Source organism: Arthrobacter rhizophilus, from assembly GCF_026241105.1.
In the GTDB taxonomy this organism is placed as follows: Bacteria; Actinomycetota; Actinomycetes; order Actinomycetales; family Micrococcaceae; genus Arthrobacter.
In genome coordinates, this window is sequence record NZ_JAPFFT010000016.1 from 67435 (window position 1) to 92820 (window position 25386).

General features: G+C 60.0%; 20 protein-coding genes and 2 pseudogenes. 15 read left to right on the forward strand and 7 right to left on the reverse strand.

Annotation, left to right across the window (positions count from 1 at the left end):
• Positions 1-63 precede the first annotated feature (63 nt).
• A complete protein-coding gene (locus tag OOZ51_RS14230; protein WP_265980366.1) occupies positions 64-1431 on the forward strand; it encodes an MFS transporter in 1368 nt (455 codons plus the stop codon).
• Between the two features lie 211 nt (positions 1432-1642).
• Positions 1643-2059 (forward strand): ester cyclase, encoded by a 417-nt coding sequence (locus tag OOZ51_RS14235; protein WP_265980367.1) that lies wholly within the window; start codon positions 1643-1645, stop codon positions 2057-2059.
• 121 nt (positions 2060-2180) lie between these two features.
• On the opposite strand, the gene OOZ51_RS14240 is transcribed toward OOZ51_RS14235, so the two are convergent.
• Together OOZ51_RS14240 and OOZ51_RS14245 are read right to left on the reverse strand one after the other, a co-directional pair.
• On the reverse strand, positions 2181-2957 hold the full coding sequence (locus OOZ51_RS14240) for a hypothetical protein (protein ID WP_265980368.1): 777 nt from the start codon (positions 2955-2957) through the stop codon (positions 2181-2183).
• Positions 2954-3943, reverse strand: coding sequence for a hypothetical protein (locus tag OOZ51_RS14245; RefSeq protein ID WP_265980369.1), 990 nt, complete (start codon positions 3941-3943; stop codon positions 2954-2956). The genes OOZ51_RS14240 and OOZ51_RS14245 overlap by 4 nt, the downstream gene beginning before the upstream one ends.
• Before the next feature lie 208 nt (positions 3944-4151).
• Between OOZ51_RS14245 and OOZ51_RS14250 the strand changes: the two genes are divergently transcribed.
• Both OOZ51_RS14250 and OOZ51_RS14255 read left to right on the forward strand, forming a co-directional pair.
• Positions 4152-4715, forward strand: coding sequence for a YceI family protein (locus tag OOZ51_RS14250; RefSeq protein WP_265980370.1), 564 nt, complete (start codon positions 4152-4154; stop codon positions 4713-4715).
• A gap of 36 nt (positions 4716-4751) precedes the next feature.
• Positions 4752-7055 carry an FdhF/YdeP family oxidoreductase gene (locus OOZ51_RS14255; RefSeq protein ID WP_265980371.1) on the forward strand — a complete coding sequence of 768 codons (2304 nt, stop codon included), beginning with the start codon at positions 4752-4754 and terminating at the stop codon, positions 7053-7055.
• A gap of 109 nt (positions 7056-7164) precedes the next feature.
• On the opposite strand, the gene OOZ51_RS14260 is transcribed toward OOZ51_RS14255, so the two are convergent.
• Positions 7165-7494 carry a DUF6457 domain-containing protein gene (locus OOZ51_RS14260; protein WP_265980372.1) on the reverse strand — a complete coding sequence of 110 codons (330 nt, stop codon included), beginning with the start codon at positions 7492-7494 and terminating at the stop codon, positions 7165-7167.
• A 247-nt stretch (positions 7495-7741) separates the two neighbouring features.
• Between OOZ51_RS14260 and OOZ51_RS14265 the strand changes: the two genes are divergently transcribed.
• Positions 7742-8533, forward strand: coding sequence for a glycoside hydrolase family 25 domain-containing protein (locus OOZ51_RS14265; RefSeq protein WP_265980373.1), 792 nt, complete (start codon positions 7742-7744; stop codon positions 8531-8533).
• 155 nt (positions 8534-8688) lie between these two features.
• Here OOZ51_RS14265 and OOZ51_RS14270 read toward each other — a convergent pair whose 3' ends face one another.
• Both OOZ51_RS14270 and OOZ51_RS14275 read right to left on the reverse strand, forming a co-directional pair.
• The gene (locus OOZ51_RS14270) at positions 8689-9303 is read right to left on the reverse strand and encodes a DUF8548 family protein (RefSeq protein ID WP_265980374.1); all 615 of its coding nucleotides are present in this window, start codon (positions 9301-9303) and stop codon (positions 8689-8691) included.
• 409 nt (positions 9304-9712) lie between these two features.
• Entirely contained in the window at positions 9713-10486 is a 774-nt protein-coding gene (locus OOZ51_RS14275) for a hypothetical protein (RefSeq protein ID WP_265980375.1), read from the reverse strand.
• A 385-nt stretch (positions 10487-10871) separates the two neighbouring features.
• Between OOZ51_RS14275 and OOZ51_RS14280 the strand changes: the two genes are divergently transcribed.
• The 4 genes and pseudogenes from OOZ51_RS14280 to OOZ51_RS14290 all read left to right on the forward strand — a co-directional run bounded on the left by OOZ51_RS14280 (position 10872) and on the right by OOZ51_RS14290 (position 16587).
• Positions 10872-11624 carry a hypothetical protein gene (locus OOZ51_RS14280; protein WP_265980376.1) on the forward strand — a complete coding sequence of 251 codons (753 nt, stop codon included), beginning with the start codon at positions 10872-10874 and terminating at the stop codon, positions 11622-11624.
• A 327-nt stretch (positions 11625-11951) separates the two neighbouring features.
• Positions 11952-13544: a competence protein CoiA family protein gene (locus tag OOZ51_RS14285; RefSeq protein WP_265980377.1), complete on the forward strand. Its 1593-nt coding sequence runs from the start codon at positions 11952-11954 to the stop codon at positions 13542-13544.
• 310 nt (positions 13545-13854) lie between these two features.
• Positions 13855-14307 (forward strand): annotated as a pseudogene (locus OOZ51_RS22530) (8-oxoguanine DNA glycosylase OGG fold protein); the annotation flags it as partial.
• A gap of 681 nt (positions 14308-14988) precedes the next feature.
• The gene (locus OOZ51_RS14290) at positions 14989-16587 is read left to right on the forward strand and encodes a cutinase family protein (RefSeq protein ID WP_265980379.1); all 1599 of its coding nucleotides are present in this window, start codon (positions 14989-14991) and stop codon (positions 16585-16587) included.
• 135 nt (positions 16588-16722) lie between these two features.
• On the opposite strand, the gene OOZ51_RS14295 is transcribed toward OOZ51_RS14290, so the two are convergent.
• Positions 16723-17916: an IS110 family RNA-guided transposase gene (locus tag OOZ51_RS14295; protein WP_265980380.1), complete on the reverse strand. Its 1194-nt coding sequence runs from the start codon at positions 17914-17916 to the stop codon at positions 16723-16725.
• 170 nt (positions 17917-18086) lie between these two features.
• Between OOZ51_RS14295 and OOZ51_RS14300 the strand changes: the two genes are divergently transcribed.
• From OOZ51_RS14300 to OOZ51_RS22535, 3 genes and pseudogenes are all read left to right on the forward strand, one after another.
• The gene (locus OOZ51_RS14300) at positions 18087-18299 is read left to right on the forward strand and encodes a hypothetical protein (protein ID WP_265980416.1); all 213 of its coding nucleotides are present in this window, start codon (positions 18087-18089) and stop codon (positions 18297-18299) included.
• A gap of 589 nt (positions 18300-18888) precedes the next feature.
• Positions 18889-21549 carry an N-6 DNA methylase gene (locus OOZ51_RS14305; RefSeq protein WP_265980381.1) on the forward strand — a complete coding sequence of 887 codons (2661 nt, stop codon included), beginning with the start codon at positions 18889-18891 and terminating at the stop codon, positions 21547-21549.
• Between the two features lie 293 nt (positions 21550-21842).
• Positions 21843-22241: pseudogene (locus tag OOZ51_RS22535) on the forward strand (transposase); the annotation flags it as partial.
• Between the two features lie 141 nt (positions 22242-22382).
• Here the strand turns inward: OOZ51_RS22535 and OOZ51_RS14315 are convergent.
• Entirely contained in the window at positions 22383-23960 is a 1578-nt protein-coding gene (locus tag OOZ51_RS14315; protein WP_265980383.1) for an SIR2 family protein, read from the reverse strand.
• 259 nt (positions 23961-24219) lie between these two features.
• Between OOZ51_RS14315 and OOZ51_RS14320 the strand changes: the two genes are divergently transcribed.
• The 3 genes from OOZ51_RS14320 (at position 24220) to OOZ51_RS22540 (ending at position 25378) form a co-directional block, all read left to right on the forward strand.
• Entirely contained in the window at positions 24220-24348 is a 129-nt protein-coding gene (locus OOZ51_RS14320) for a hypothetical protein (protein WP_265980384.1), read from the forward strand.
• Between the two features lie 134 nt (positions 24349-24482).
• A complete protein-coding gene (locus tag OOZ51_RS14325; protein WP_265980385.1) occupies positions 24483-24737 on the forward strand; it encodes a helix-turn-helix domain-containing protein in 255 nt (84 codons plus the stop codon).
• Between the two features lie 38 nt (positions 24738-24775).
• On the forward strand, positions 24776-25378 hold the full coding sequence (locus OOZ51_RS22540) for a helicase associated domain-containing protein (RefSeq protein ID WP_416346386.1): 603 nt from the start codon (positions 24776-24778) through the stop codon (positions 25376-25378).
• Positions 25379-25386: the final 8 nt, after the last annotated feature.

Below are 25386 nucleotides of genomic sequence, written 5' to 3' on the forward strand. Positions count from 1 at the left end.
CCGTGACGCCCGTGTCGCCCATCGTTTCGTGACCCAAGGCAACCATGGACCAGACTTAGGGGCGTGACCAACAAACCCCGCCCCGGCCTAGCGATCGCTGCACTCAGTCTGGGGACGGCGCTGAATCCGCTGAACTCATCCATGATCGCGGTGGCGCTGGTGGTGCTTCGCGAGGACTTTGCGCTCGACGTCGCCACGGTCACCTGGGTGATCACGTCCTTCTACCTCGCCTCGGCGGCCGGCCAGCCGCTGATGGGCCGCCTCGCCGACCGTTTCGGTCCGCGGAAACTGTTCACCTTCGGCATGGCGGTGGTGGCCATTGCCTGCGCACTGGCTCCCTTCTCGCCGAACTTCGCACTGGTCTGCGTGGCCCGGGCGCTCATGGCGGTGGGGACCGCGACGGCGTACCCGTGCGCCGTCGTCATGGTTTCGGCACTGAGCCGGCAGGCGAACATCAGCTCCACCCGACCCCTGGGGCGCATCCAGATGGCGAACACGTCGGCGGCTGCGGTGGGGCCCGTCGTCGGCGGCCTTTTGGTGAGTCTTGTTGGCTGGCAGGCGCTGTTCGCGATCAACGTGCCGATCTCGCTCCTGGCCCTGATTGTGGTGCGGAGAGTGGCGCCGCCCGACGTCGGACGCGAGAGCGGCAAGCTCTCCGTCCTCCTGCGCGATTCCGACATTCCGGGCATCCTGGCTTTCCTCGCCTCGCTCACGCTGGCGATGATGGCGCTGCTCAACGTGATGCCGGCCTACCGTTGGTGGTTCATCGCCGTCGCGGTTGTCATAGCGGGGTTGTTTGCGTGGCGCGAGTTGCGGTTCAGCCCGCCGTTCCTGGACCTGCGGCTGCTCGGCCGGAACCGGCCGCTGCTGCTGTTGTACCTGGGTTTCGCCGTGTTCAGCGCGGTCTATTACTTTGCGTTCTTCGGGCTTCCGCAGTTGCTGCAGCAGGCGGGAAAGTACGACGCCGGTGTGGTGGGCCTGCTGATGCTGCCCCTTGCTGCCATGTCAGTTTTCGTGACCCCGGTTGCGGTGCGGTTCATTGAGCGGTTCGGCGTTCGTTCCGTGATGATCGCCGGCGTCGTGCTTTTGGCCCTGGCGTCCGGGGCGCTGGGGATCCTGACTTTGTCCTTCTGGCCTCCGCTGGTGCTGGTGCTCACGGCGCTGATGGGTGTCCCGTATGGCGTGGTCAGCACGGCGTCGAACCAGGGCCTGTATGTGTCCGCGCGGCCCCAGGACAGGGGAGTGGCCGCCGGGATCTTCCAGACCTGCCGCTACATCGGGGCCATCACGGCCACGGTCCTCATTGGTGTGCTTTATGGGCCCGGCGTCAACCAGGCGAACTGGGGGCTCATGGTGCTGGTGATGCTGGGTCTGAGCGCGGTGGTGTTCGTGCTTGCGATGATGTGGCGGAAGCCGGATGCGGGGGGTTAGCAGACCATATTGACACCCCTATGACGCCGGAATATGGTCTGGCTTATCGAGGTTCGTGGTCTCGTTCTTAGTGATTTCGGCGCTGCCTTGGGGGAGCTCCGCTAGTCGATTGTTCGCCGTGGCCGTCGCCTTTGCGCCGGGGATGGCGCCCGGGCTCGGGATGTAGGTTCAGGGGAAAAATGGGACGGTCTCATTCATTAAGGAGCTGGAAATGGCTAATGGCACTGGACTGCTCGAGCGTTTTTACAAAGAAATCATCGAGGGCGGGAATCTCGATCTCATTGATGAGCTGACGGTGGACGACTTCGTCGATCACGAACAGGCTCTTCCCGGGCAACCGCCCGGCAAGGATGGCGTTCGGTACTTCGTCAACGCCGTCCGGGCGGCGTTCCCGGATATCAAGATCAAGACGATCGAGCCGACGTTGGCTGACGGAAACCTGGAGGCCTGCCACGTGATTCTGACGGGCACTCACAGTGGGGACATGGCGGGAGTTCCAGCAACGGGCAACAGCGTCGAATTCGACGGCACTGACATTATCCGCGTTGAGGACGGCAAAGTGGCTGAGCATTGGGGAACCACGAACAACCTGAGCCTCATGCAGCAGATCGGCGCCATACCGCAATAGCGTCTCCCGCCCGCGCTCCTAGCAGCGGGCGGGAGGCACTGGGAGTGGCACTGGTTCGCTGGCGCCACTCCCATTTGTGCGCCCGAAAGTCGAGTCTCTTTTAGTTGCCGCCTGTCAGCGACTACCTCACCGAAGGGATGTGCGCATTGATCAGCGCCGAGAGACGCGCGGGCTGACGCACGGCCGCACCTGCTTTGATGAAGCCCCTTTCGAGCCTGTCCCTCACCAGGTGCAGGGCGAATGCTGCATCCTTGCGGGAGCCGCGTTCTGCTCTCCGACTGTCGTCGAAACCCCACCCGGAGAGATTGACCTTGTGCCGCTGGGTGATTTCCAGCAGCGAGGAAATATCGGTGAGATCTTTCTCCGAGGCCCGGGACTTCCAAGCGAGTGCCTTCAGGATCAGTGCAGATTCCACGTTCGGAACAGGGACCGTGAATTCCATATCAGTGCCGTTTCTGAGCAGGACTTTGGCATCCACGAGGAGCGGCGAAGCGGTGAGCGCGAATCCGAGTCCGGGGATGGCATCGAATCCGCGCCCGTTCACTTGTTCGGGCTCGCCGACGGTGCCGTGCGGGATGAGGAGGTCGACGGCCCTCTCCCCGCCAGCTGGGTCCTTCTTGACATAGCGGTTGCCCGAGGTGGCCTCGTACCCGCTGCCGAGTAGGTGCAAGTGAAGATCCTGACCCACCGCTGTGGCGCGGTCGATGCCTGCGTCGGCGTCGGCCGTGCTCCGTTCTGTGGCCTCTGGTGTCGGGTAGACATGGATGAGCAGCTGAACCATGTGTCCGCCAACGATTCGGTAGGTCCGTGGATCCAGGCCGGAAGCGGCGACATCAGCGAGGGCAAGGTACCCGAGGTCAGCCGCGTTGGACGTCGAGATGACGCTGATGGCCGTCAATGCGCGGCACCGCTGAGTATGGCATCGCGCAGATGCTTCACGGCGTCGGGTGCGTCAGGTGCCTCGTTCTGGGTGAGATCCCACAGAGTCAGAAGCGGATCTGCGAGGGGCAGGCCTTCGTGCTCAGCGACTGACGCTGTGAGCCACAGCGTCAGGTCTTCCGGGGTTACTGCGATAAGTGTCGCCTCATCGCGCGAGGCAGGACTGAACCCTGCGTCATTGAAATCCACGAATTCGCGCAGGTAGATGGTGGCACGGTCGGGCAGACGCCAGGGGGCATAGATATCGGCCGCCACGTCGCCGGACACGAGCGGCTTGGCGCCCATCTCCTCGGCGTACTGAATCGCTTCCCGCAGCTGTTCGTCCAGCGAGCGCAGGCTGTACCAATAGCTCGTTGCCCCGCGCGGACCTGGGTACAGCTTGAGCAGATAGTCCAGGAGCTGTGTCTTGTCTCTGGCGAACCAGCCGGATTCATTTTTGGCGACCCATGTGTCGAACAGTTTGAGGTTCTTTGTCACTGCCGGTTGGCTGATGCCCGCTTCATGTGCCAGCACGCGCTGGATCTGAGGTTCTGTGGAGAGAAGCAATGAGCGCAACAGAGCATACCGGCCCCAGGCAGGCTTTCCCTGAGAAGGGGTTGGCTTTGGGGCGGCCGGCTCAGTGCCGCCGAGCAGCAGTTCTCTGCCCCCGATCATGACGGAAGGCGGCTCGACGGCGATCATGTCGAGGGCATCGCGCGCCGCTGCTGCGGTAACGTGCCGACTCGGCCTGTGAGTGATGACCAAATAGTGTTCCCGGCCTTCCTGTCGCTCCAGGTAACCGGCTGTCATGCTTGGCGTCGGGGGAATAGAAGCAACCTTGACGTTCACCACACGCGTCGAGCCGTCGGGCAGGGTCAGGGAGAGATCCTTGAGGTTGCCGCCGGATATTTGGACGCCCGCCTGCCTCAGCAACCGGAGCGCGATGGAGAGAGTTTCCTCTTGCATGCCGTGCGTGCTCCAATCTAATTGTGTTCTCTGTCAAATAACCATAAACGGAAAATTCTGTTTTTGGTTATAAGTCGGCCAGCGGACGCCTGACAACTCGATGGGAGTTCCCCGTGGGCCAAGCCGGAATCCTTGACTTCATGGTGAGGCTCAACAAGGGTGGAGGGGATCGATCCAAGCGAAATTCTTTCGAATCAGGAGATCCACTATGACTCTTCCCAAAGGTCTGACTTCCGGCGTCTGGTTGCTGGACATGTCCCACAGCGAGATTGGTTTCAGCGTCAGGCACGCTGGCATCAGCAAGGTCCGCGGCCGTTTCACGGAGGCTAATGCGGAGGCCCGGGTGCGCGAGTCCCTGGCCGACGCGTCCCTCCACGCAACCGTCAAGACCGCGAGCTTCGACTCCGGCGACGCCAACCGCGACGGCCACGTCCGCGGCGCTGACTTTTTCGACGTCGAGACGTTCCCGGAGATGACCTTCCGGGCCACCAGTGTGGAGGGCGACGGCGATGACTACACTCTCACGGGCGATCTCACCATCCGCGGGATCACCAAGCCCGTGGAGCTGGAAGTGGAGTTCACCGGCGTCGCTGTTGATCCTTTCGGCGCCACTCGCGCCGGGTTCTCCGCCGAAACCGAGATCAGCCGGAAGGACTTCGGACTGACCTGGAACGCAGCTTTGGAGACCGGCGGTTTCCTGGTGAGCGACAAGGTGAAGATCAACCTTGAGGCTGCTTTGGTCAAGCAGGCCGAGCCTGCGGCCGCTGAATAGGCCACGGAAGCCCGGGTAGGAAAGGAACTGCAGAGCATGTCACCCAAAACCCCGCCCGCTGAAGAAGCAGACGAAAGCGTCGTCGTCGTCGAGGGCGGTCCGAAATCCTGGGCCGCCGGCATTCCCGGCGTTTATCACTCCATGAAGCCCGCGTTTGAGCAGATGGGCGTCCAGCGAGCGGGAAAAACCTTGCTGGCGATGAACCAGAAAGACGGCTTCGACTGTATGAGCTGCGCGTGGCCGGACCCGGATCATCGCAAGACTTTCGAGTTTTGCGAGAACGGTGCCAAGGCCGTCACGTGGGAGGCCACGCCGGTCCTGGTAGAGCCGGGGTTTTGGGCGGAGCATAGCCTCAGCGAGCTCCGGGGCAAGTCCGAGTACTGGCTGGGGATGCAGGGGCGCCTCACTGAGCCGGTGTACAAACCGGCCGGTGAGGACCACTACCATCCCGTCGGATGGGACGAGGCATTCTCCATCATCGCCGGGAGGCTGAAGGAGCTGGAAAGCCCGGACCAAGCAACCTTTTACACGAGTGGACGGACGTCCAACGAGGCTGCTTTCGCCTACCAGCTTTTCGTCCGTGCTTATGGCACCAATAACTTGCCGGACTGTTCCAACATGTGCCACGAGTCCTCGGGCTGGGGCATGGGGCAGACCATCGGCATCGGCAAGGCCACCATTTCCTATGACGACTTCGCCAAGGCGGATTTGATCATCGTGATGGGCCAGAATCCCGGAACCAACCACCCGCGCATGCTCACGGCACTGGAGGAGGCCAAGGATGCCGGCGGCCACATCGTTGCGGTCAATCCGCTGCCGGAAGCCGGGCTGCGGCGCTACAAGAATCCGCAGCGGATCAGGGGAGTGATCGGCCACGGAACACAGATAGCGGACCAGTTCCTGCAGATCCGCATTGGTGGGGACATGGCCCTGCTGCAGGCCGTTTCGAAGCGGGTGTTGGATGCCGAGGCGAAGAACCCCGGAACCGTGCTTGACCATGACTTCCTGGAGAAGCATTGCCATGGCCTCGAGGAACTCAAGGAGCACCTGTCACAGCTGGACGAAGAGGCCGTGCTCCTGGCCACTGGACTGCGTTCGGAGGAGATCGATGAGCTGGCGCAGCGATATCTGAGCGCGGAGAAGGTCATCATCACGTGGGCAATGGGCATCACGCAGCAGAAAAAGGGTGTCGCCACAATCAAGGAGATCATCAACCTGTTGCTGCTCCGGGGGAACATCGGGAAACCCGGTGCGGGGGCGTCGCCCATCCGCGGACACAGCAATGTCCAAGGGGACCGCACCATGGGCATCTGGGAGCAGATGCCGCCGGCATTCATAGAGGCGCTCGGCAAGGAATTCGATTTCGAGCCGCCCAGCGAACACGGCGTGGACGCCGTCGAAAGTATCCGGAGGATGCGCGACGGCGGGATCAAGGTTTTCGTCGGGTTGGGAGGCAATCTGGTGGGCGCCATTTCGGACAGCCACGTCGCTGAAGCCGCGATGGCGAACACCGAACTTTCGGTCCAGATTTCCACCAAGCTCAACCGTTCGCACGCCGTGACCGGAAAGGAAGCCTTGATTCTGCCGACCCTGGGCCGCACCGAGATCGACATGCAGGAATCCGGTCCGCAGTTCGTGTCGGTCGAGGACACTGTGTGTGCTGTACACGCCTCCCACGGTACGGTTCAACCGGTAGCGCCCAAGCTTCTTTCCGAGGTGGCGATCGTCAGCAGGATGGCCGCCGCAGTGGTGGGAGACAGGGTCCACGTCGACTGGGCCGGGTTCGAGCACGACTACGATCTCATCCGCGAGCATATCTCCCACGTGGTGGCGGGCTGCGAGGACTACAACACCAAGATCCGCCGGAAGGGCGGCTTCGTCCTGCCCAACGGACCGCGGGATTCGCGCACGTTCCCCACCCCCACCGGGAAGGCGATGCTGACGGTCAACCATTTGGAGCATGTCGAGCGCCCGGAACGGACCCTCATCCTGCAGTCCATGCGTTCGCATGACCAGTTCAACACCACCATCTACGGGCATGCCGACCGCTACCGGGGCATCAAGAAGGGCCGGGACGTGGTGTTTGTGAGCCCGGAGGACCTCGCGGAGCTCGGTCTTGGCGACGGCCAGCGCGTGGACGTCCACGGCGTCTATGAGGACGGCTCCGAGCGGGTCATGCGGAACATCCAAGTGGTGTCGTATCCGACGGCGCGCGGCTGCGCAGCTGCCTACTATCCGGAAGCCAACGTGCTGGTTCCCCTCGAGAGTGTGGCCGAGGGCAGCCAGACACCGGTTTCGAAGGCAGTGATTGTCAGGCTGGAGCCGAGTACGGCTGCTTAAGCCAGTTGGGCGGCGCCTTTGGGGCGCCGCCCATTTTTCCTGGTACTTACCGGTGGTGACTTGCTGCGCTGTGACTTTACGGTGCCGTGACTTTTACGGTGCCGTGACTTTACTGCGCGGAGTCCGCCCAGCCTTTGATCGATTCCTCGCTGTCTGCGGCGTCTTCGCAGAGCCTCGAGGCGATGTCTATGGCTTTCCGGATAGCGGCGTCCGAGGCGGCTTTGGACCCGGCGCTGCCGTTGCCTGCTGCCAGCCCGGCGGCGTAACCCACCATGAGCGCGCTGATGGTTCCAGCCGAGGGACTCACTGCCCGTGACGATTCTTCGGCGAGGTCCAGGACAAGTGGCTCATCCAGGTCCAGGTCGAGGATCTGCAGGGCGTGCGCCAGCCGGTGGCTCCATTTCTTCAGGATCTTGGCTTCGTCGTCGCTGAGCGTCATGGCTTTCTCCTTGGGTTGGGTGCAATTTTTCGGACTCAGGCATCGTTGCTTGCGATGTTGGGGTAGCGCGCGCCGGCTGGGGTTCGAACTTGTAGGTGGCAGACGTGCTGGACAGCGGGACGGTGCTCAGAGGGGGCGCGATGAACGCCACTATAACCACGTTCTCGCAGGGGTAACAACGGGCAGGCGCCTTACCGGCGTTTCCTTCCGAGTGGTGGGCATACCATGGGGCATGGCGCGTTTTGGAATGAAGATGGCATGCACGTTCCTGGCTCTTCTTGGACTGTCGTTGGCGGGGATGGCCCCGGCAGCAGCGGCCCCACCTCCCCGGACTCAGGGTTTGGTCGGCAACGATGTTTCCTGGCCACAGTGCGGTAAAACCCTCCCCGCGGGACAAGCGTTCGCGATCGTGGGCGTGACCGGCGGCCTGGCCAATAACACCAACCCTTGCTTGGCTCAGCAGCTGGCTTGGGCGGCTGGCTCAACGGGGGGAACAGCGCAGCCCAAGGTCGCCCTGTACGTGAACACCGCCAACCCGGGACTCGCGGGCTCGTGGTGGCCGTCGTCGAACACCTACGCGGGCACCCAAGTTTCTAATCCTTACGGGACGTGCGGCGGTGGGGTCGATCTTGCCTGTTCCTACATGTACGGCTACGCAAAGGCCAATGACGATGCCACCGTCCGCGGGGTGAACAACCCCGGGAACTATTTCTGGTGGCTCGATGTGGAAACCGGCAACAGTTGGCAGACCAACACGGCACTGAATAGGGCCGACCTTGAAGGAATGGTCACCTACTTCAAGGGCATCACTTCGGGCGCAGGTGTCGGGATCTATTCGACGGCAAGTCAGTGGGGAACTATCGCCGGGACCGTGCCCACCAGCAGTCCGCTCGCTGGGCTGTCGAGTTGGCTTCCGGGTGCCAACACCATGCGCGGGGCGAAGTCCAATTGTTCTTTGCCTGGCCTTACATCTGGAAGCCGGGTGTCTGTGACCCAGTACGTGTCTTCCGGACTCGACTACGACTATTCCTGCCCCTGAGCAGGCTCGCTCGGGCTGGCGCTTCGCCGGAGTTAAGGGAAACGGGAAAAGAATGAGCGAAACCGCGCTGCGTGCCGCGAACGTCAATCTGGTGGTTGCGCGGTGACGGCCCCGCTGCGGGTGTGCCTGCGCGCCGAACATCCGCAGTCTGACGTTCAGACGTCCCAAAGGGTTCCGTCCAGATCGCCGGGACGCCAGCCTCTGCGGTGTGCTGCTTCGCGTATAACGGCGGAAAGGTGGTCGTAGGACTTGTTATTGATGCCGGCCGCTTCCGCAACCCTGCGAATCCGTACGTCGATCGCAACCCCGGTAGGGATTCCGCTGAGAATGTCGAAGTAGTCGAGGGTTTTCGGTCCAACATGCAGCACGGCCCGTAGAGCCGTCCGAAGCTCGATTCTCTTGGCAGGGTGCTTGAGGTGGTCTCGAAGCTGATGCACTGTATCGATGGCGATGTCGGGACGCTCAAGGACCCTGGTGATGTGGTCTATCTGAGTAAGTCGGCCTGGGGTCCGCCAGCTGATGGTTTTTGAGAGTTCTCCGCTGTCCAGGCGCCGACGAAATCCGGTCGTGGTGTCCGCGTCAGGCCATGCGGCCACAAGTGCAGCAACTCTGGGTCTTACGGTTCTTGTATAGTTTTGCCGCCTTTGCAGCGCAGCGTCCACGATGATCGCCCCAATACTTTGCCAACCGCGTGTCCGCTCGGTCGACGCGTCAATTCCCAAGGAATCCATGTGTGCCAGGAGCTTTTCAGCATCGCTATCGATTGTCATAAGTGAATAGTCGCACGAGGCCTTAGCGCGCTCGTACAGATACGCAGCAAATGTCCAAGCCCGGCTAGGCTATTCCGGAGACCAATAGTAGGGGAATTTCCATGCGGCTGATGACAACGGCATTCAAGATTTGCTTCCCGCCCAGCGGCGTCAAAGCTGTCGCCAGGGACATTGTGAGGACACTTGGCGGCGCGATGGCCAGCTCTGTAGTGAGTGAAGTTGTCGCAGCCCCAATGGCAGCGCCCGCTTACGTCGAATGCCGAATCCAACATTCGACCGAAGATAGCGTGGACGCCTGCACGTTCCACAGCCGCTCCGAAAATATGCCTCAGTGGCTGCGTATCCAGCGCTTCGCCACAACGTGGAACCGCCGCTCCGAAGGGGCAAAAGAGTAACCTGGTGAGGGGCGTCAGGTTGAGCTGATTACCGTCTCGGTCTCTCCGGTCCGGTGTCCCGGCTTGGTCAGTTCCAGGCTAACGAGGTGCCTTTGCAGCCGCTTGGACATGGGGAGGAATGTGCCCAGCGTGAGGCCTCCAGAGAGGACTGCACCGACGACGGGGATGGCCTTCGCGACTCCGCTGGCGAAGAGTTTCTTGGTCATATTCACACCGAGATAGCCAGCGACCTTTTTCACGATCGGGAAGATGACCCCCTTGATGAGTGCCTGCTGCGGGAGTTTCTTGGCTACATTGGCGGCGATCATGCTCGCGACTTTTGCCACTCCACCTTGGGCGATCTGCACGCCGAACATCACACCCACGAACAGGATCAGCATGCTCTCGGTTGCCTCATCGATCGCTTCGCCATCATCGGCGAATAGGTCGGGCCAACTGTAGATGTAGGCCAGCTTCTGGGCAATCCGAAGCATGTGGCCCATGTACTGAGCGAGGTCGGCTGGCACAGTGCCGATCATTGCCAGACCGCCGGGGATGCCTGCGAGGGTTGAGAGGCCGGTGACTTTGCTCGTCTCATAAGCGATCGAGGTGTTTGCTGCCTCAGCGATGACCTTGAGGGCTGGACTGCCGGCGATTGCCCTCTCGATCTGTTCCTCTGTGCAGTGTCGCTTGAGCGCTGTTCGCAGGTAGGCGGCCCTGCTGATCCTCACGCCCGGCAGCTTCGCCGCAGCGGCGAGAGCCTGGGTGAAATTGGATCCTTGGTACTCAATCTCCTGGGTTTCGGTCATGGGTAGATCGTATCGGTGGGCTCCGACCTACCCCCTCATCTGCGAGGCCTCCAAACTGGAGGCAGTTGGTATTTCCAAAGGGTTCTAGCGGTTTGCGTCGAGGGAGATTGAGAAGCCACCGGCGCCTGTAGTTTGGAACCGATCGGTGGCGCAGTGCTGCCGAAAAGATGGAGGACTAGAGGAGGGACTAGCATCGTGTCGCGAGACGTGGGAGAGCTCTCATTCGGTCATAGTTAAGTCCATGACAACGCCAGAGCTTCCGGAGGCGGGCTCACAGCAGACGCCGCCCCACCAGCCACAGCAACCATATCTCGTGCCGCCGGGTCCTGGGGCGCCAACGCAGACGCTCCCGCCTCAGCCGATGAAGCCAAAAAAGCAGTTGAACGTGCTCGGACTCATTGCGCTCATCACAGCGGCGCTCGGGTTCATCTTCGCATGTATCCCTGGCGCCCTCATCGTCGGCTGGATACTACTGCCAATCGCATTCGTACTTTCGATCGTTTCTCTCTTCCTCAAGGACAAGGCCAAGTGGATGGGCATCACCGCCCTGATCACCTCGATCGTCGGAACGATCATCGGCGTTGTCGTCTTCTTTGCCGTCGTTGCGACGTCATTCAATAACTCCTTCGGCAGCGGCAACACCACAGTCGTCAAACCATCCGTCGGAGCAGCTGCCAGTAATGCAGCAGCAGAGAATAAGCCGGCCGCCCAATCCGGGACCCGCGAGAACCCATACCCGATCGGCTCGACTATCACGTCAAAGGACTGGCGCGTCGTGATCAACTCGGTCACCCTCGCTGCCACGGATGCCGTTGTCGCGGCCAACCAATTCAACAAGCCGCCGGCTGACGGGTCGCAGTACATCCTCGTGAACTACTCGGCTACCTACATCGGCGATGACCCTAAAGGGCAAACGCCTGCGTTCGTGTCCATCGAATACGTCACACCAAACGGCAACACGGTCAACGGCAACTTCGCCGTCGCACCACAATCCATCGACACCATGAGCACGCTCTACAAAAATGCGACGGCAACAGGGAATAAGGCCATTGAAGTGCCGACCGTCGCGGCTGGCCAAGGGGTCCTCGCCGTCAGGCCGGGCATGCTCGGCGACAAGATTTTCGTCGCCGTTAAGTAACACATACAGGAAACTTGCAAAGCCCCCGGCACATCAACGGGGGCTTTGCCGTGCCAGGGGAGCCATGGTCTCCCTGCTTGCGTTCACCAGCTCCCAAAGAGGGCAAGGGAACGCCGTCATACCGACCGACGCAAGGTTCCTCACGATGGAGTCGCTCACGCCCGCGTATTCATCCGCTTCTTCAACCCACAGGCGAGTCGAAATTTGAGCCCGCTCTGGGTGCCTATGAATAGACGACGGTGTCTGCTGGTAGGCAGTACCGTGGGCCGGGCGGTAGATTGACCGCCCGGGGATCTGCAGCTGAAATTGGGGGCTTCTATGCAGTTAGTGGCGTATCTGGAAGGTGAGCGGGTCGACGCAACGGAGACAACTCACGACCCTTGGCGGGCTCTGGTGAACCATCCCCTTTATGAAAGCCTTGTACTGCTGGAGTGTGGGTTGCGCGCGAGCCGGGTCACACGTAGGGGACGGCAGTTCTTCAAGCACTATCCCGGGGTTGCATGCTCGGTTGAGCACAAGTCTGAGTCGGATCAGCACCTGGCAATGAAGCAGGCCTTAAAGGACAGGATCAACCTGGCACCTGACTGGCGCGCCGAGGTGGAGCACGCTCATCCGAGGAGGGCATGGATCGCCGACGTCATGGCCATCCATTCCAGCGGCAAGCGGCTCGCGTTCGAGGTGCAGCTGTCGCCGCAGAACGAAGACGAGTACATTCGCCGGTCGCAGCTCTACGCGGATGACGGAGTCGGAGCGGTGTGGGTGGTCCCGGGCAGCCCTGAATGGTCCCGGGTTCGGGTGCCGATGATCGTGACGGGCTTTGGCAAGACCAGCGACTTGGCCGGGGCGCCGGGATGGCTTATGGACCCGGCACACTACCAGCCGATGTTCAGCAAGAGGGTGACGGTGGGGGCAGCAGTGGACGCGGTCCTGCATCCGGCCTTCCATTGGCCCTATGGAACGCCAAAGCACCAGTTGGAGGCGATCGCCAGCCTGGAGCAAATGAAGGCGAAGGCCGCGGCTAAAAATCAGGCGCGGGCGGCGCAGCTGGCGGAGGCGAAGCGCTTGGCTGAAGAGAAGGCAGCTGTTGAGGCGGTGCAGTTGGCGGAGGCGAAGCGCTTGGCTGAAGAGAAGGCAGCTGTTGAGGCGGCGAAAGTGCAGGCTCGGTTCACTGAATCGGCCACAGCTCCAACGGCCGCCGGTGTGCGTCCGGTGCTGGCATACAGGCGCATCTGGGCCAGTGAGGTCCGCTGCATGGGGGCGGGCCATCCGATGTTGATCTGGCGGCTGACTCAGCCCACTCCATCTTTTGGCGATGCTGCTCATCGGTGGATGCCTAGGTCGGAGAACTTCGCGAACATACGCGGAAGCGTTGACGCCTGGTTGGCTGCGGCTGCGATCGGTGTAGCCAAGGCCGGTATTCATCGGCTTCAGGGGTTGGGCGACCGCAGGGCGTACGCCTGCCCCGAATGCAAGGATCTAATTAAGGGACGTTGGGTGGCCGCGCTCCCGCCGGAGAAGTGGTCGGTAATTGCGGAAGCGAGCGTTGCCAGTGCTGAGGCCCGCGACGTGCTGTACCAGCGACCGCAGACCGGGCCGACGTCGACAGAGATGAAGCCGCAAGCCGTGGTGCGGACCTCGAACATTTCCGAGGGTGATTTCCGGTTCACCGGACCAAAGCGCAGGCCGTACTGGATTCAGGATGCCCAAAGCGGCAGGGAGATAGCAGAACATCAAGCATCCAAGGACGCGATGGCAGAGCGAATGCACGCGATCCGAGACAACCCCCGCTACCGTGCCAGGCCCGACGGGTTCCGATTTGACTGTACGGACTGCGGTGGAATGTTTGAGGACGACAAAGAAGGCAGACACGCGGACGGGGGCTGCCTCATTCGCGACACCCGCAGCCTTGGGCCGTGGTAACAACGAGAGCGTCCAGCACGCCGGAGCCGACCGACGACCGTAGAGTCAGCTCATGATCAACGAAGATGGACTCTGCCCGAAGACATTTTCGCGAATCTGCCCGGTTCCTCCGCTGTCACCGACGAGAAAGTGTCAGTGGATACTGAGCGCTGGAAACGCGCTCTTAGCGTTCGCCGGTTCCCACCGATTCAGGGGAAACTCGCAGGTCCAGGGAGAACCTCTGTGACCCGCAAGGAAGTATTTGGCCTCGCGGATCAGACCCCGGGAGTCGTAGAACGCCCTCCAGCTGTTCTAGTACTCCCTTGCCTGGGGTTTGGGTACGCGGGCGCCGCGGCTCCATCAGCGGTTGGACGGCCTAGCCGCCCACCAGGAAAGGGCAGGTCAGCTTCTATTGGCGGCCTGGACATTGGTTGGAGAGGGAGCGTCCACCCGTGAGGCCTATAGTACGTTGACTACCGATCGCGGTTCTGGACGAATTCCGTGGTTTGGGCCGGCGTTCTCTAGCAAGTTCCTCTACTTCGCCCAAGGAAGAGCGGGCACCCCGCGACACCTGATCTTGGACCAAGTTGTTTCCAGGAACCTGCGCCAGGACGCATGGCCGAAAGCGCCAACGGCAGGTTGGTGGCCAGAGACATACGAACGGTACTGTACATTGCTCGGAGGCTGGGCCGATCAAGCAAATAAAAGGCTCCAGGGGACACGGCATGTCCGAGCAGACGAGATTGAGCTAACCATTTTTCGGCGCCATCGGTCGAGCACCTAGGTCCTAGGCGGACCCGTATTTGTCCAAACCCGCAATTCCGCCATCCCGATAAAGGCCAAGTCCTCTTCGCAGGTTGGAGCGGTCAAAGGTGAGCTATGGGCTCATCACGAAGTGACGCGGAGCGCTCGTGATGGCTCGCTGGGCGCAGTGATAATCAGAGGCCGGGATGGGGAAGCGCCAACGAGCCTGTGCACATCCGCCGGTTGGTTGGGGTGAGGTTCCCGCGCGTGGTGACCTGGCGGTTGTGTACAGGCGGTCAGCTGGTTCCTGTCCTCCATCATGTGTGCAGGAAAAGCCCGAAGGAATCTCAATAGGGATTGTCAAGGACACGCTGGGGGAGAGCGGGCTACACGTTGAGCATGGGGCTTTAATGAATAGCTAGTCGTTCCTCGTCAGACAGGTCCTGGAACCAGTCCGGTTGGGCGATGGATACCAGACTGACCTTGTGCGTGAGTTCTAGTGTTAGGAACTCGAGTGCCAGGAAGATCGGCTGCCATGCCTTACGTTCGGCAATGTGTTCCACATATGCCTTCTCACGCTTCTCACTTCGGTGCGGTTCTTCGGCTTGGGGGAGCATCTCAGTAGGCGTCCAGACCATCCTTACCTCGCGGCAGGTGGGCAATGGGATTGCGAATCGTGTCGCTGACAGATTTCGTGATCTGCTCAAAGGATACTGACGCCATGATCAGGTCCGCCAAGCGACTCGCACTAATGCTGTCCCTGACCCTTGCCGGGGTCCTGGTAGGCGTCGGCCATGCGTCGGCCACCGCCTATTCTCTGATACCCACTCTCATCGGATCCACATCGCCGTGCAAGAACGTCGTATGGATCGGTGCCGAAGGCTCCGGTCAGACGTACTCTCAGTGGAACGGACTCGGCGACGAGGTGCGCGAAGGACTCGATGCGTACGCGTCGCACATGGACGGATACACCATCGGGTACTACCCCGTGCCGTACCCGGCGATGGCCGTTCCTGATGCGGACTTGCTGCTGCTCAATGGGTCCATTCGCAAACAATATTTCGCCTCAGTCGACTCTGGGGTGAAAGAGACTCTGACATTTCTCCGAGCCCGTTATTCGATGTGCCCCCATGAGCGTTATGTCTTAGCGGGTTACTCCCAAGGTGCCATGGTCATGCACCGCACTCTGCAACAGGTACTCACGGCTAGCGGCACCGACACTGCGATGGGTCGCTCAGTGACACCGCGTATCGATGGGGTCCTGGCCATTGCTGACGGAGATCGGTACTCCAATCAGAACGGCTCGACCTACGGCACGGCCACGGCCGATGCATCCGGTGTGTCTTGGGCGCCTCTGGCAAAGGGAATCAGGTACACATACCCTCCCGTAGCCACTGTTGGCGCGCCTAGCTCGACATGGTCACCCTCACGATTCCACTCCGTTTGCGACGCAGGTGATCTTGTCTGCGATTTCAACCATTTGAGCCTGACCGACGGGCTACGGATCCACTCCTATGACTACGTACCTGGCGGTGCTGGAGTGGCCTTCGTGGATTCGGCAGCAACTAACATCTCAAAGACGACTAAGCTGGCTCTCCCCCGAGTGACTACGAGAAGCACTGCATTACCGAACGGTGACCTTGCTAGTCCGTATCAGGTCGATCTGAACACCTCTATCGAGTCGGGTTCCGCCCCGTACCGGTGGACCCTGGAATCAGCCAGCGCCCCCGGTCTTTCGTTGTCGCAGAACGGCATTCTGGCCGGAACGTTTTCAACGACCGGCCAGGCCACAGTCGTCGTTACAGTGGTCGACAGTCAGGAGATGTCCGCCACGATCACATACAACATCTTCGTCGGCGGTTCGACGTCCACGCGGATCACGGTCGGCTCTTTGACTCTGGATTACCCCTCATCACAGTGGGCCAATGTAGGGCAGCCGATGGGCAATGACAGCGATGCTCAGGATCTGACAAATGACACGACTCGTGTCACCCTTGGTCCGAATGATTGTGTGGGTTGTAGTCCAATGGTTCATGCCGAACTTCAAGTCGTTCCATATTCCTTGTCGGAATCCGACGTCGTGAGTTGGAGTGGTGGGCCCTCCCTGGAGATGGTGCCTCCGATCACGATCGGAGGAGTGACATCAACATGGCAGGGCCGTTTCCAGGAGCCCGGCCTGCCAGCCGGCCAAACGTACCTCGCCTACGGTTTTCCTGACAAGAACCTGTATGTCACGTACCGGCGTGGCTGGGGCGCTGGTTGGGTTTACCCATCCCAGGCCCTGACTAACCTTCTGGCGTCCGGTGTCTGGTCGGGGTAGTAATGCCCAGGAGAGGCCCTAGGGTGTGTTGCTAAAACTCGCTTCTAGCCACGCGAGCGATGCTGCGAGTTGAACGGCGGCAAGGAAGTTGCGTGCGGTCTTGTCTGACCTCATGGCTCGACGGCCTTCTTCTGGTCAGAAGCCGACTGGGGAAGGTTGTCGATACGGAGTGCCGTCGCGGAGCATGGCCCAGAGAACGTTGAGGCGCCGTCTGGCAAGCGATAAGACCGCCTGCTTGTGGTTTTTCCCTTCGCTTCGTTTGCGTTGGTAGTAGGTGCGGCTTTGGGGGCAGTAGCGTGCTGCGGATTGGGCTGCGAGGTAGAAGGCGTTGAGCAGCCGACGGTCGTAGCGTTTGGGGCGGTGGAAGTTGCCGCTGATGCGTCCTGAGTCGCGGGGAACTGGCGCCAGCCCGGCGACGCCGGCCAAGCGGGCGACGCTGTCGTAGGCGGTGATGTCGCCGCCAGTGGCAGCGAGGAACTCCGACGCGAGCAGCGTGCCGAAGCCTGGCATGCTGAGGAGGATCTCTGCATGTGGGTGTTCCCGGAATCGGGCTTCGATTCGCTTCTCTGTCTCTGCGACTTGTCCGTGGAGGTCGAGAATGGTGCGTGCGAGAGCTGCTACGAGCTCGGCGCCTACTTCTTGGGCTTGCACTGTGGTGTCCTGGGCACGGGCAGCTGCAACTGCTCTAGAAGCGATGGTCTTGGCGTTGTAGCAGCCTTGGTTGCGGAGCCAGGAGGCGATGCGGGTTTCGCCTGCCCGGCGGATGCCGGCCGGGGTCGTGTACTTGGTGAGGAGGACTACTGCGGCCTTGATCATGGCGTAGTCGAAGGCTGCTTCCAGGGCGGGGAAGTATTCGAGCAGGATGGCACAGAGTCTGTTGATCGCGCGGGTGCGGTCGCAAACGAGGTCAGTGCGCCGGGAGATGAGCAGTCGTAGGTCGGTACTGATCTGATCGTTGCTTCGGATGGCGTGGAGGTCCCGGCGCATTCGTGCCTGGTCGGCAATGATGGCTGCGTCTTTAGCGTCTGATTTTCCGTCTCCGCGGTACGTGCGGGCGGCGTGGTAAACGGACCTTCCAGGGATGTAGACGAGGGTCTGGTGGTGGGCTTCAAGTACTCCAATGAGGAGCGCGGCTCCTCCGCGGTTCAGGTCGGTGGCCCAGAGGATTTCCTTGCCGGCGGCGAGGGTCTGGACGTCGGTGAGAAGTTCAGTGAGCGCGGTTTCGTCGTTGGCTACTCTGCGGGAAAGCAGTCGGTTGCCTTCGTTGTCGATGAGCACGCAGTGGTGATGAGCTTTTCCGGCGTCGATGCCGGCCCAGAGTTCAGGCATGTATCCCTCCATCGCGTTGTCCAGTTATGGGCCCAAGCGGATGGCCGCGCCGTCGTGTCCTTACCTTGCGATCGGGTCGCTTCTCTCAATTAGCGGTCGAGCCATCGCGGGATGCCGGGTGGCCATTCCTTCGGAGCCATCACTCAAAGTCCGGCGTTTAGCTTTTAGCCATGCCCGGCACCCCTGGGTTGGTCGAGAGCCTACAACGCTCCCAATCCAGCCTCAATCACCGTAAGGAGATTGCTTTTGCTGTGCACGTGGGCGGGGCGAGCTCGGCGATGTTCCCCCGGATGGTCCGGCTGATCAAGAAGCAGATTTCGTTGCTGCAAGCCGGCGAGGCACCGGTGAACGTGGTGCTGGGTAAAGAAGCGGTTGCCGGGTAGCGGACTCAGGTGTCGCAGGGCTGGGTGTGTCGCGGCAGGAGGAAGACTGCCGCAAGCTGGCGGCAGAGCGCGGGCTCACCGTCGCCGGGTGCATGTGGACAACGACATCAGCGCGTACTCGGGCAGGAAGCGCCCTGGTTGCTCGGAGATGCTCGGCGCCCACTGCCAGGCTGCACCGCAGCCTGAAGGAGTTTGAGGCCTACATCGACATCTGCGAACCTTACGGGGTCAGGACCCGGGCGAAAAGGTCGGCTAGCTTGCCCTTGCTTCTGCTACGGGTCGGCTGATCGCGTGCACGCTGGGGACGATGGCCCTCTATGAATCCGAGGTGAAGTCTGCCCGCATGCGCAGCGCTGGGGGGTTATTGCTACTAGGCGCGGCTACTCTGGGGGTAGACGTGGTTGGACCGGGACAGCCCCAGAGGCTGGACCGAGGTCGGTGGTTCTCGTCATGGAACCCATGGTGTGGACTTTCCACTATTTCCGGTGGTGGTTCCAAACCGTTCGCCGACGACGCACATCCCGAGAGTCAAGCCGTGGATTTCGGGCTGCGTAGAAGGTTTTGCATTAGCGTTCGGTAGAGTCGGTTCGTGCTTACTGAGATTGACTTTGACCCAGACTTTGAACCGGACGGACGCATCCGAGATTTCCTCAGTGGGGCGATTCTCGAAGATAGACCGGAGGAGCGCGTACGTCAGCGGTTCTTGAAGGTCCTGCACTTCGACTACGGGTATCCGCTGAATGTGATGAAGCGCGAGGTCGTCATCATGTCTGGGGCCAACCCTGTGACTGACGACGAGGGTGCTCCAATTCGAGCGGACATAGTCGTTTATCGGACCCGGGCGGCCGCTGCCGCGTCCGACCAGGGGAACATAAAGTTCGTTGTCGAGTGCAAGCGACCAACACTGTCTGATGGATACAACCAGCTCGTCTCCTACGTTTTCAATACGAGTGCAAGCGGTGCCGTATGGACCAACGGCGATCTGGACTTCCAGTCCTATAGGCGGGCATCGCAGCCCGCCAACGCCTTGGAACCTGCGGTCGGGATCCCTCATAGCGTTGAGGAGTGGGACGCCGTTGGGCGGCGGCCGAAGTCGGAACTTCAGAAGCCGCGAGACGTTCGCGGTCTGATGAAGACCTGCAACAACAAGCTTCACGGCAGAGGCATGGACAGTGACGATGAAGATCTGACCATGGATATGGTTCGTATCATCCTTGCGAAAGCTCGCGACGAAATCGAGCCTGGCGACATGCCGAACTTCTACGTCACACCGGAGGAATACCAGTCCCCGGCGGGCCACATTGTTGTCGCTGCTCGCGTTCAGCGACTTTTCCGGAGCTTCGCGGACGACAATGCCGGCGTGTTTTCAACTCACGAAAAAATAAACGTGTCCGATCGGGCGATAGTTGACGTCGTGTCTGTGTTGCAGCAGTGGCAGCTCATGACGCGTCTTGACGAAGCTGATGATTGGGACATCATGGGGGCGGCCTACGAGGAGTACACGCACGGTCACCTCAAGAAATCCAGGGGACAGTTCTTCACAAACCGCCTAGTTGTGGACATGATGGTGCGGTTCTTCGATCCGGCCAGTGGGACGAAGGCCCTTGACCCTGCCGGGGGATCTGGTGGCTTCATGACTGGCGTCCTGCGTCATGTTCGGCGAAGAATCCTTGCCGAGACGCAGCCTGGATCCGCATCTCGGGAACATCAGCTCTCAAACCTTCGCCAGCACCTGTACTTGGTCGAGATCACTCCGCGACTCGTCAAGATCGCCAAGACCGCCATGTTGCTCAACGGGGACGGGCACTCCGGAATGACGCGCGGAGATAGTCTCGGCCCATATGACGAAATGGACGACTGGATAAAGGCAAAGGCTGGGAGGGGTGTACCTTCCCTAATCCTTACTAATCCGCCGTTCGCGGGCACAGGGGATGCCCGGGTCTCGGACAAGTCCGTCCTCGCCCAATACAAGACGGCGAATAGGTGGGCACTGGATGGGGATGGCAACTTTGCTCCGACGGGGGAAATGCTGGACAGTTGCCCTCCCGAAATGCTCTTTTTCGAGCGAGCCCTGGACTGGCTCAAACCTGGTGGCCACCTCGGAATTGTAATGCCCAAGTCTTTTCTGGACACCGCCACATACCGGGCTTCTCGAGAGTTCCTATTCAAGCAGGCAGAACTTTTGGGCGTCGTAACGCTGCACAAGAACACCTTCCAGCCCGATACGGGCGTTAGGACCTGCATTCTCTTCATTCGGAAGCTCGACCCGAAAGAGAGTCCGTCTTCGGCCTATCCGATCTACATGGCCATTTCGCAGAAGATCGGCCAAGACAGCGAAGGCCGGCAGATATTTGTCTCAGATGTTAACGGAAACCCCACGGATACCGTTGACCATGATCTGGACGAAATCCTAGCTGACTATCTCCACCACAGGGAGGGCAACCTAGTGCCCTCTGAATACCGGTTCAGTGTTGACAGAAGTTCGATCAGCGAAGAGACGCTGAATGTCAACCCGCAGTTTTATCTTCCTGATCTAAACGAAACGCTTCGACAAGTTGAGCGAGTGGACGAGTTGGAAGGATGGTCCGTCACTTCGATTGGTCAGATCGAACCGGGTGTAAGGGTATTCAAGGGTCCACGACTTAGGACGGACAACATCATCGTCCCCCCAGCCTGTTCAGGCCTGAAAAACGTGGAACCATACTTCACACCGTCGGCCATACTTCAAGACAAACGTGACAGCGTTAAGTGGCTGGACATGGGCAAAGCATCGTCTCGCCAGCTCAAAGCATTTGATGCCGTTCGGGTCTACAAGGGTGACCTGCTCGTAACCAGGTCGGGCTCTATAGGCAGAGTGGCCTACATAACAGGAGCCCTGGACGGCGCCATCGTTTCCGATGATGCGATCCGAATCAGGATTAAGAATACGGATCTTAGAGCCTATGTTTACGCGTTCTTGCAGGTGAAAGCTTCCCAGGATCAATTGATGATTAATGAGTATGGCGCGGTGCAGCAGCACCTTGAGCCTGCCCACGTGTCTGACTTGAGAATTCCAATGCCGGACGATTGGTCCGTAGTTTCGGATATCATCACGGCGGCGAAGTCGTTCTTCGCCGCAAAAGAGGTCCTGGACCAGAAGCAATCCAGCATGCGCTCTGGTTTCGAGTCTTTGACGGCCGACCTGTTCCTCCGTGAAGCTGCGACTGCTGACGCCTCATCCGTCGTTACAGGTGAGACAGTGCTTGGCTGAAGCCTGGAGGGGGATTCGATGCGCACCGGTTCCGGTCCGTGCGCTACTTCCAGGACCCCGAATCCAAGGTCTGGGCGCGGTTCGAAAGACCTGGACAGCGGCCAGGTCCTGGGTGTGGTCGACGCGCCGGGACCACAGCCCGTCGGCGGGGGCTCTTCGCACGGCCCCTGACATGGCGTCTGGCCGTGCAGGTCCTCGCGATCGACCGTCGGCCGCGTTCCAGAAAGCGCTACGGATGTGGTTTCCCCGGACCGCTGTCGCCGTAGATCACTTCCACCTGATCACACCAGGCCGTGACCGAGGCACGGCAGAACCTCTCCCAACAGGTCAACAAGGGCCGCCGAGGAAGGGCCGTCGACAAGGCCTGGGCGCACCGGACGCTTCTCCTGCGCGCTGGCGACACCCTCACGGAGAGGGCAGCCCACCGGCTAGCAGAAGTGTTCGCCGCCGGCGATCCGACCGGCACACTCCAGTCAGTCAGGAAGGTCAAGGAACAGCGCCGGGTCTTGCTGCGCACCGGCTCCCTGGAGCACGCGGCCACGGCCAAGAAAGAACTCGAGGAACTGATCACGGCAGCCGCACGACCGGAAACGAACAGGCTCTACTGCACCATCTGCCGGTTGTGGAAAGAAATCGAGGTCCTGATCATTACCGGCTCCACCAACGGCAAGTTCGAAGCCAACAACACCGCCATAACGAACAGCAAACGCACCGCCCGCGGTTACCGCAATCCAGCCAACTACAAATCGGATATTCTCTTGAGAAGTGCCGCCCGGACGGCGGCATGCACTCATCCCGGGAATCCCTTTCCCCACCAACCACGAAAAGCCGGTTTACGCCTCCTCCTCCTTCTGGTGGAGCAGGAGGTCGTAAATGCAGATGACCTTGGCGATTGGCGTGTACATCACGTGGCCTGGGCTCTCTATTTCTTTCTTCAGGGCAGCGTGAAGCACCTCCATGTCGATCTTGGATCTGTCCATATAGGGCAGCACTCGTGCCACGTCATGCCAGTAGTTTCCTTGCATGAAGGCTGAAAAATCGGTGATTTTAGTCGCCCAGGCCCTAAGCTGATTCTGCTCCTTGGCGTGCTTGGACTCGAAGAATTTCATACCTTGCGTTACCCGAAGCTGAGCCCTGGTTGGAACTCCATTAGACGCCAGGGTCCCATCGGGGTTCAGATACTCCGATAGCCTCAAGTACTTGTAGATCGGCGTGTTCGTCCGCGCGGGGAGGTTTTTTGGCAGGACGGAGGAGACAACCAACTTCATCGACTCAACGTCGGTAGGGAGAGTCGGGTTAATGATGTCGCGCAGGAGATCGTATCGATCGCGACCCACTATCCCTTGACCCGTCATTGTCAGCTTGTTGTGAACACCAATACCGATCACAACGTCCACATCGTCACTCTTGAAAGCCTCATCAATCGACATCACGTAAGTCTTGTTTTTGGGAGCACTCGTCAAAACGAGCTCGGTAACCTGCTTCTTGACCCTTCGCAGGAGACTTAGGGGAAGTCGCTCCTTTAGCGTGGAGAGAGCCAGAAAAATGTCCTCGTACTCGGACACGGTGATTTCCAGGATGGGCAGAGTTAGGGCGTCCATCGGTATAACCGTCTTGTTGATTCGAGGATCGGTCGCGTTCTCATTCCATTGCACGAAGATGAGGCGATTTTGAAGCAGGCCGATATTGTCCTTTGTGAGTACCTTTGCGATGCTCATGAGGATCTCACGAACATTATTGTCAGATAGAGAGTAACCCAGAAAGACGACTGGGTGTTCCACAAAGATAGTCAGCAGTTTCGCGGCAAGGTAGGCATTGCGGCTACCAAAGTTCTCGTAGTCCTTTTGAGTCAGCACCAGCGAGTCGGGATTGGTGTAACTACCGTGGATCTTGTAGAGCTCTCCGACGCCTTCTGGATTACTAAAGAGTAGGTCTTCTTGTCCAACGTATACTTCCAACTCAGGGAATAGGTGCTCCAGCAACGGATCATAGTTGGTGGTGATGATTCCTTGGATAACCGACTTCTTAAGACTCTCAAGCTCGTTAAACTCACGACCTTCCACCGGAAGGTTGCCCATAAGTTCCTTCACATACTCAGAAATCTCGATCTTAAGCGGTGTACTTACGAACTGAGGGTCTGGATGGGTAATCCTTGTGAGCTCGTAGTCATCTGACGCGAACCAGTGTGGATGGAAGTCATTTGCCAGTTCAGTAGCGATAGTCGGGAAGTCGCCGTTCGCCGCTGAGGCATATTGGGCATAAGGCTTATCCAGCTTTGTAGCGAATCGAGAAAGCAAGCCCGCCCAAGTCTCGGACTGAATATATCTACGTGACATTCCACTACCCACAAAGAGGAATGGAGCCGTCTCAAACGTAGAAAGATGTGCGTGCAGTTCTTCCGTTAGTGACATTGACGTTCCCCCGCTTGATTTCTCCGATAGCAGGCGGCGCGTGCCACCCCGACCCTAGCCTACGGTTGGTGAAACCCTCCGTCTCTCATCCAAGGGACACGTTTCTCCTTGGGACTGCGGATCAAAGTCTTTTAGCGTCATCTCGTCGGTCCGCCAGGAACGACGAAACGACAAACGAAGGACTGATCAACATGACCGCACGTAGGACTTCCGCGTGCAAGCCCGCCATCCGCCATCAAGCTGTCCGGGAAATGGTTGAGTGGCGTCTGAGGCACTCGCCAACGAAGCCACCGTTTCTGAGTCGATTGCCCTTGCCGTTGAGGCCCCCGCCGACGAAGTTGCCGAGGCTATCGCCGAACTCGAAGCCGAAGCGAACGGCGCCCGTTAGGCGACACCCGCTAAGAAGCCAGCGAAATCCGCGCTCGCCAAGAAGGGTCCCGCAACGGGGGGGGTAGTGGTGGATGCGCTAGATCAGCCACTCAGGCGGCGGCAGCGGGACCGTTCAATTGATAACGTGACTTCATGCAGAAAGAGACCACACCAGGCCCGCGTTTTCTGACTATCGAACAGGTTGCAGAGGATCTCGCGACAAGTATTATTCAGATTCGGAGTTTGCTCAAGTCAGGGCAATTGAGGGGTTTTCAACTCGGAGGCCGGGGGATGTGGCGAATCGGGCGCGATGACCTGGAAGCGTATATTCAAGAGGCATACCGGCGTGCTGCGGAATCCGTTGCGGCCGGTAGCACCGACGATATGAACTACGCTACCGAGCAGTGAGCGAACCCTCGTACAAAAGTCAGGACGAGTGGGAACTCATGTACCGGCGAGGATTGAGCACGCCGAAAATAGCCGAGCTGTGCAATGTCGAGCTGACAACGGTTAACTGGACAATCGGCAGGAGGTCACGCTCCGACCCCTTGTTGAAAGCCGAACACCAACGGAACGCTCCGACCAAACCGCCGGAGATCACCCTTAGCCCTCAATGGCTCGCCAGGCTGCAGGAGTTTGCCGAGTTCATGGAGGGACATGATGTCCCTCCGCGGTCGACTCAAACCAACCCGGCGGAGCGCCGTCTCGCCCGATGGGTTAGAGCGCAGCGTAAAGCTGCGGCCCTAGGCTCCTTGGGCGCCGAGAAAACCGCAGCCTTGGACGAGGTGGGCTCTTGGCGCGCTCCGATGCGATCCATTCAGCAGGACAAAGTCTGGTCGCAAAGGCTTGACGCACTCGCGGAGTTCGTCGCAATGCGCGCCAGGCTACCGAACTTCAAGAAGCCTGAAGACGACACCGAACGTAAACTCGGGATCTGGCTCCACATGCAACGCCAGAAGCAAATCAACGGTTGGCTCCCAGCGAACCGACGTCGGCTATTGGACAAGCATGTCTCCACATGGAACACGTGGCGGCCTCGTTTGCGGTAAAGTACCGG

What these genes read in the sequence shown, in the direction of transcription:
- OOZ51_RS14235 (WP_265980367.1), top strand. Translation starts at nt 1,643, where the DNA reads ATGGCTAATGGCACTGGACTGCTCGAGCGTTTTTACAAAGAAATCATC.
- OOZ51_RS14245 (WP_265980369.1), bottom strand. Translation starts at nt 3,943, where the DNA reads ATGCAAGAGGAAACTCTCTCCATCGCGCTCCGGTTGCTGAGGCAGGCG.
- OOZ51_RS14250 (WP_265980370.1), top strand. Translation starts at nt 4,152, where the DNA reads ATGACTCTTCCCAAAGGTCTGACTTCCGGCGTCTGGTTGCTGGACATG.
- OOZ51_RS14255 (WP_265980371.1), top strand. Translation starts at nt 4,752, where the DNA reads ATGTCACCCAAAACCCCGCCCGCTGAAGAAGCAGACGAAAGCGTCGTC.
- OOZ51_RS14260 (WP_265980372.1), bottom strand. Translation starts at nt 7,494, where the DNA reads ATGACGCTCAGCGACGACGAAGCCAAGATCCTGAAGAAATGGAGCCAC.
- OOZ51_RS14265 (WP_265980373.1), top strand. Translation starts at nt 7,742, where the DNA reads ATGAAGATGGCATGCACGTTCCTGGCTCTTCTTGGACTGTCGTTGGCG.
- OOZ51_RS14270 (WP_265980374.1), bottom strand. Translation starts at nt 9,303, where the DNA reads ATGACAATCGATAGCGATGCTGAAAAGCTCCTGGCACACATGGATTCC.
- OOZ51_RS14275 (WP_265980375.1), bottom strand. Translation starts at nt 10,486, where the DNA reads ATGACCGAAACCCAGGAGATTGAGTACCAAGGATCCAATTTCACCCAG.
- OOZ51_RS14290 (WP_265980379.1), top strand. Translation starts at nt 14,989, where the DNA reads ATGATCAGGTCCGCCAAGCGACTCGCACTAATGCTGTCCCTGACCCTT.
- OOZ51_RS14295 (WP_265980380.1), bottom strand. Translation starts at nt 17,916, where the DNA reads ATGCCTGAACTCTGGGCCGGCATCGACGCCGGAAAAGCTCATCACCAC.
- OOZ51_RS14300 (WP_265980416.1), top strand. Translation starts at nt 18,087, where the DNA reads ATGCCCGGCACCCCTGGGTTGGTCGAGAGCCTACAACGCTCCCAATCC.
- OOZ51_RS14315 (WP_265980383.1), bottom strand. Translation starts at nt 23,960, where the DNA reads ATGTCACTAACGGAAGAACTGCACGCACATCTTTCTACGTTTGAGACG.
- OOZ51_RS14325 (WP_265980385.1), top strand. Translation starts at nt 24,483, where the DNA reads ATGCAGAAAGAGACCACACCAGGCCCGCGTTTTCTGACTATCGAACAG.
- OOZ51_RS22540 (WP_416346386.1), top strand. Translation starts at nt 24,776, where the DNA reads ATGTACCGGCGAGGATTGAGCACGCCGAAAATAGCCGAGCTGTGCAAT.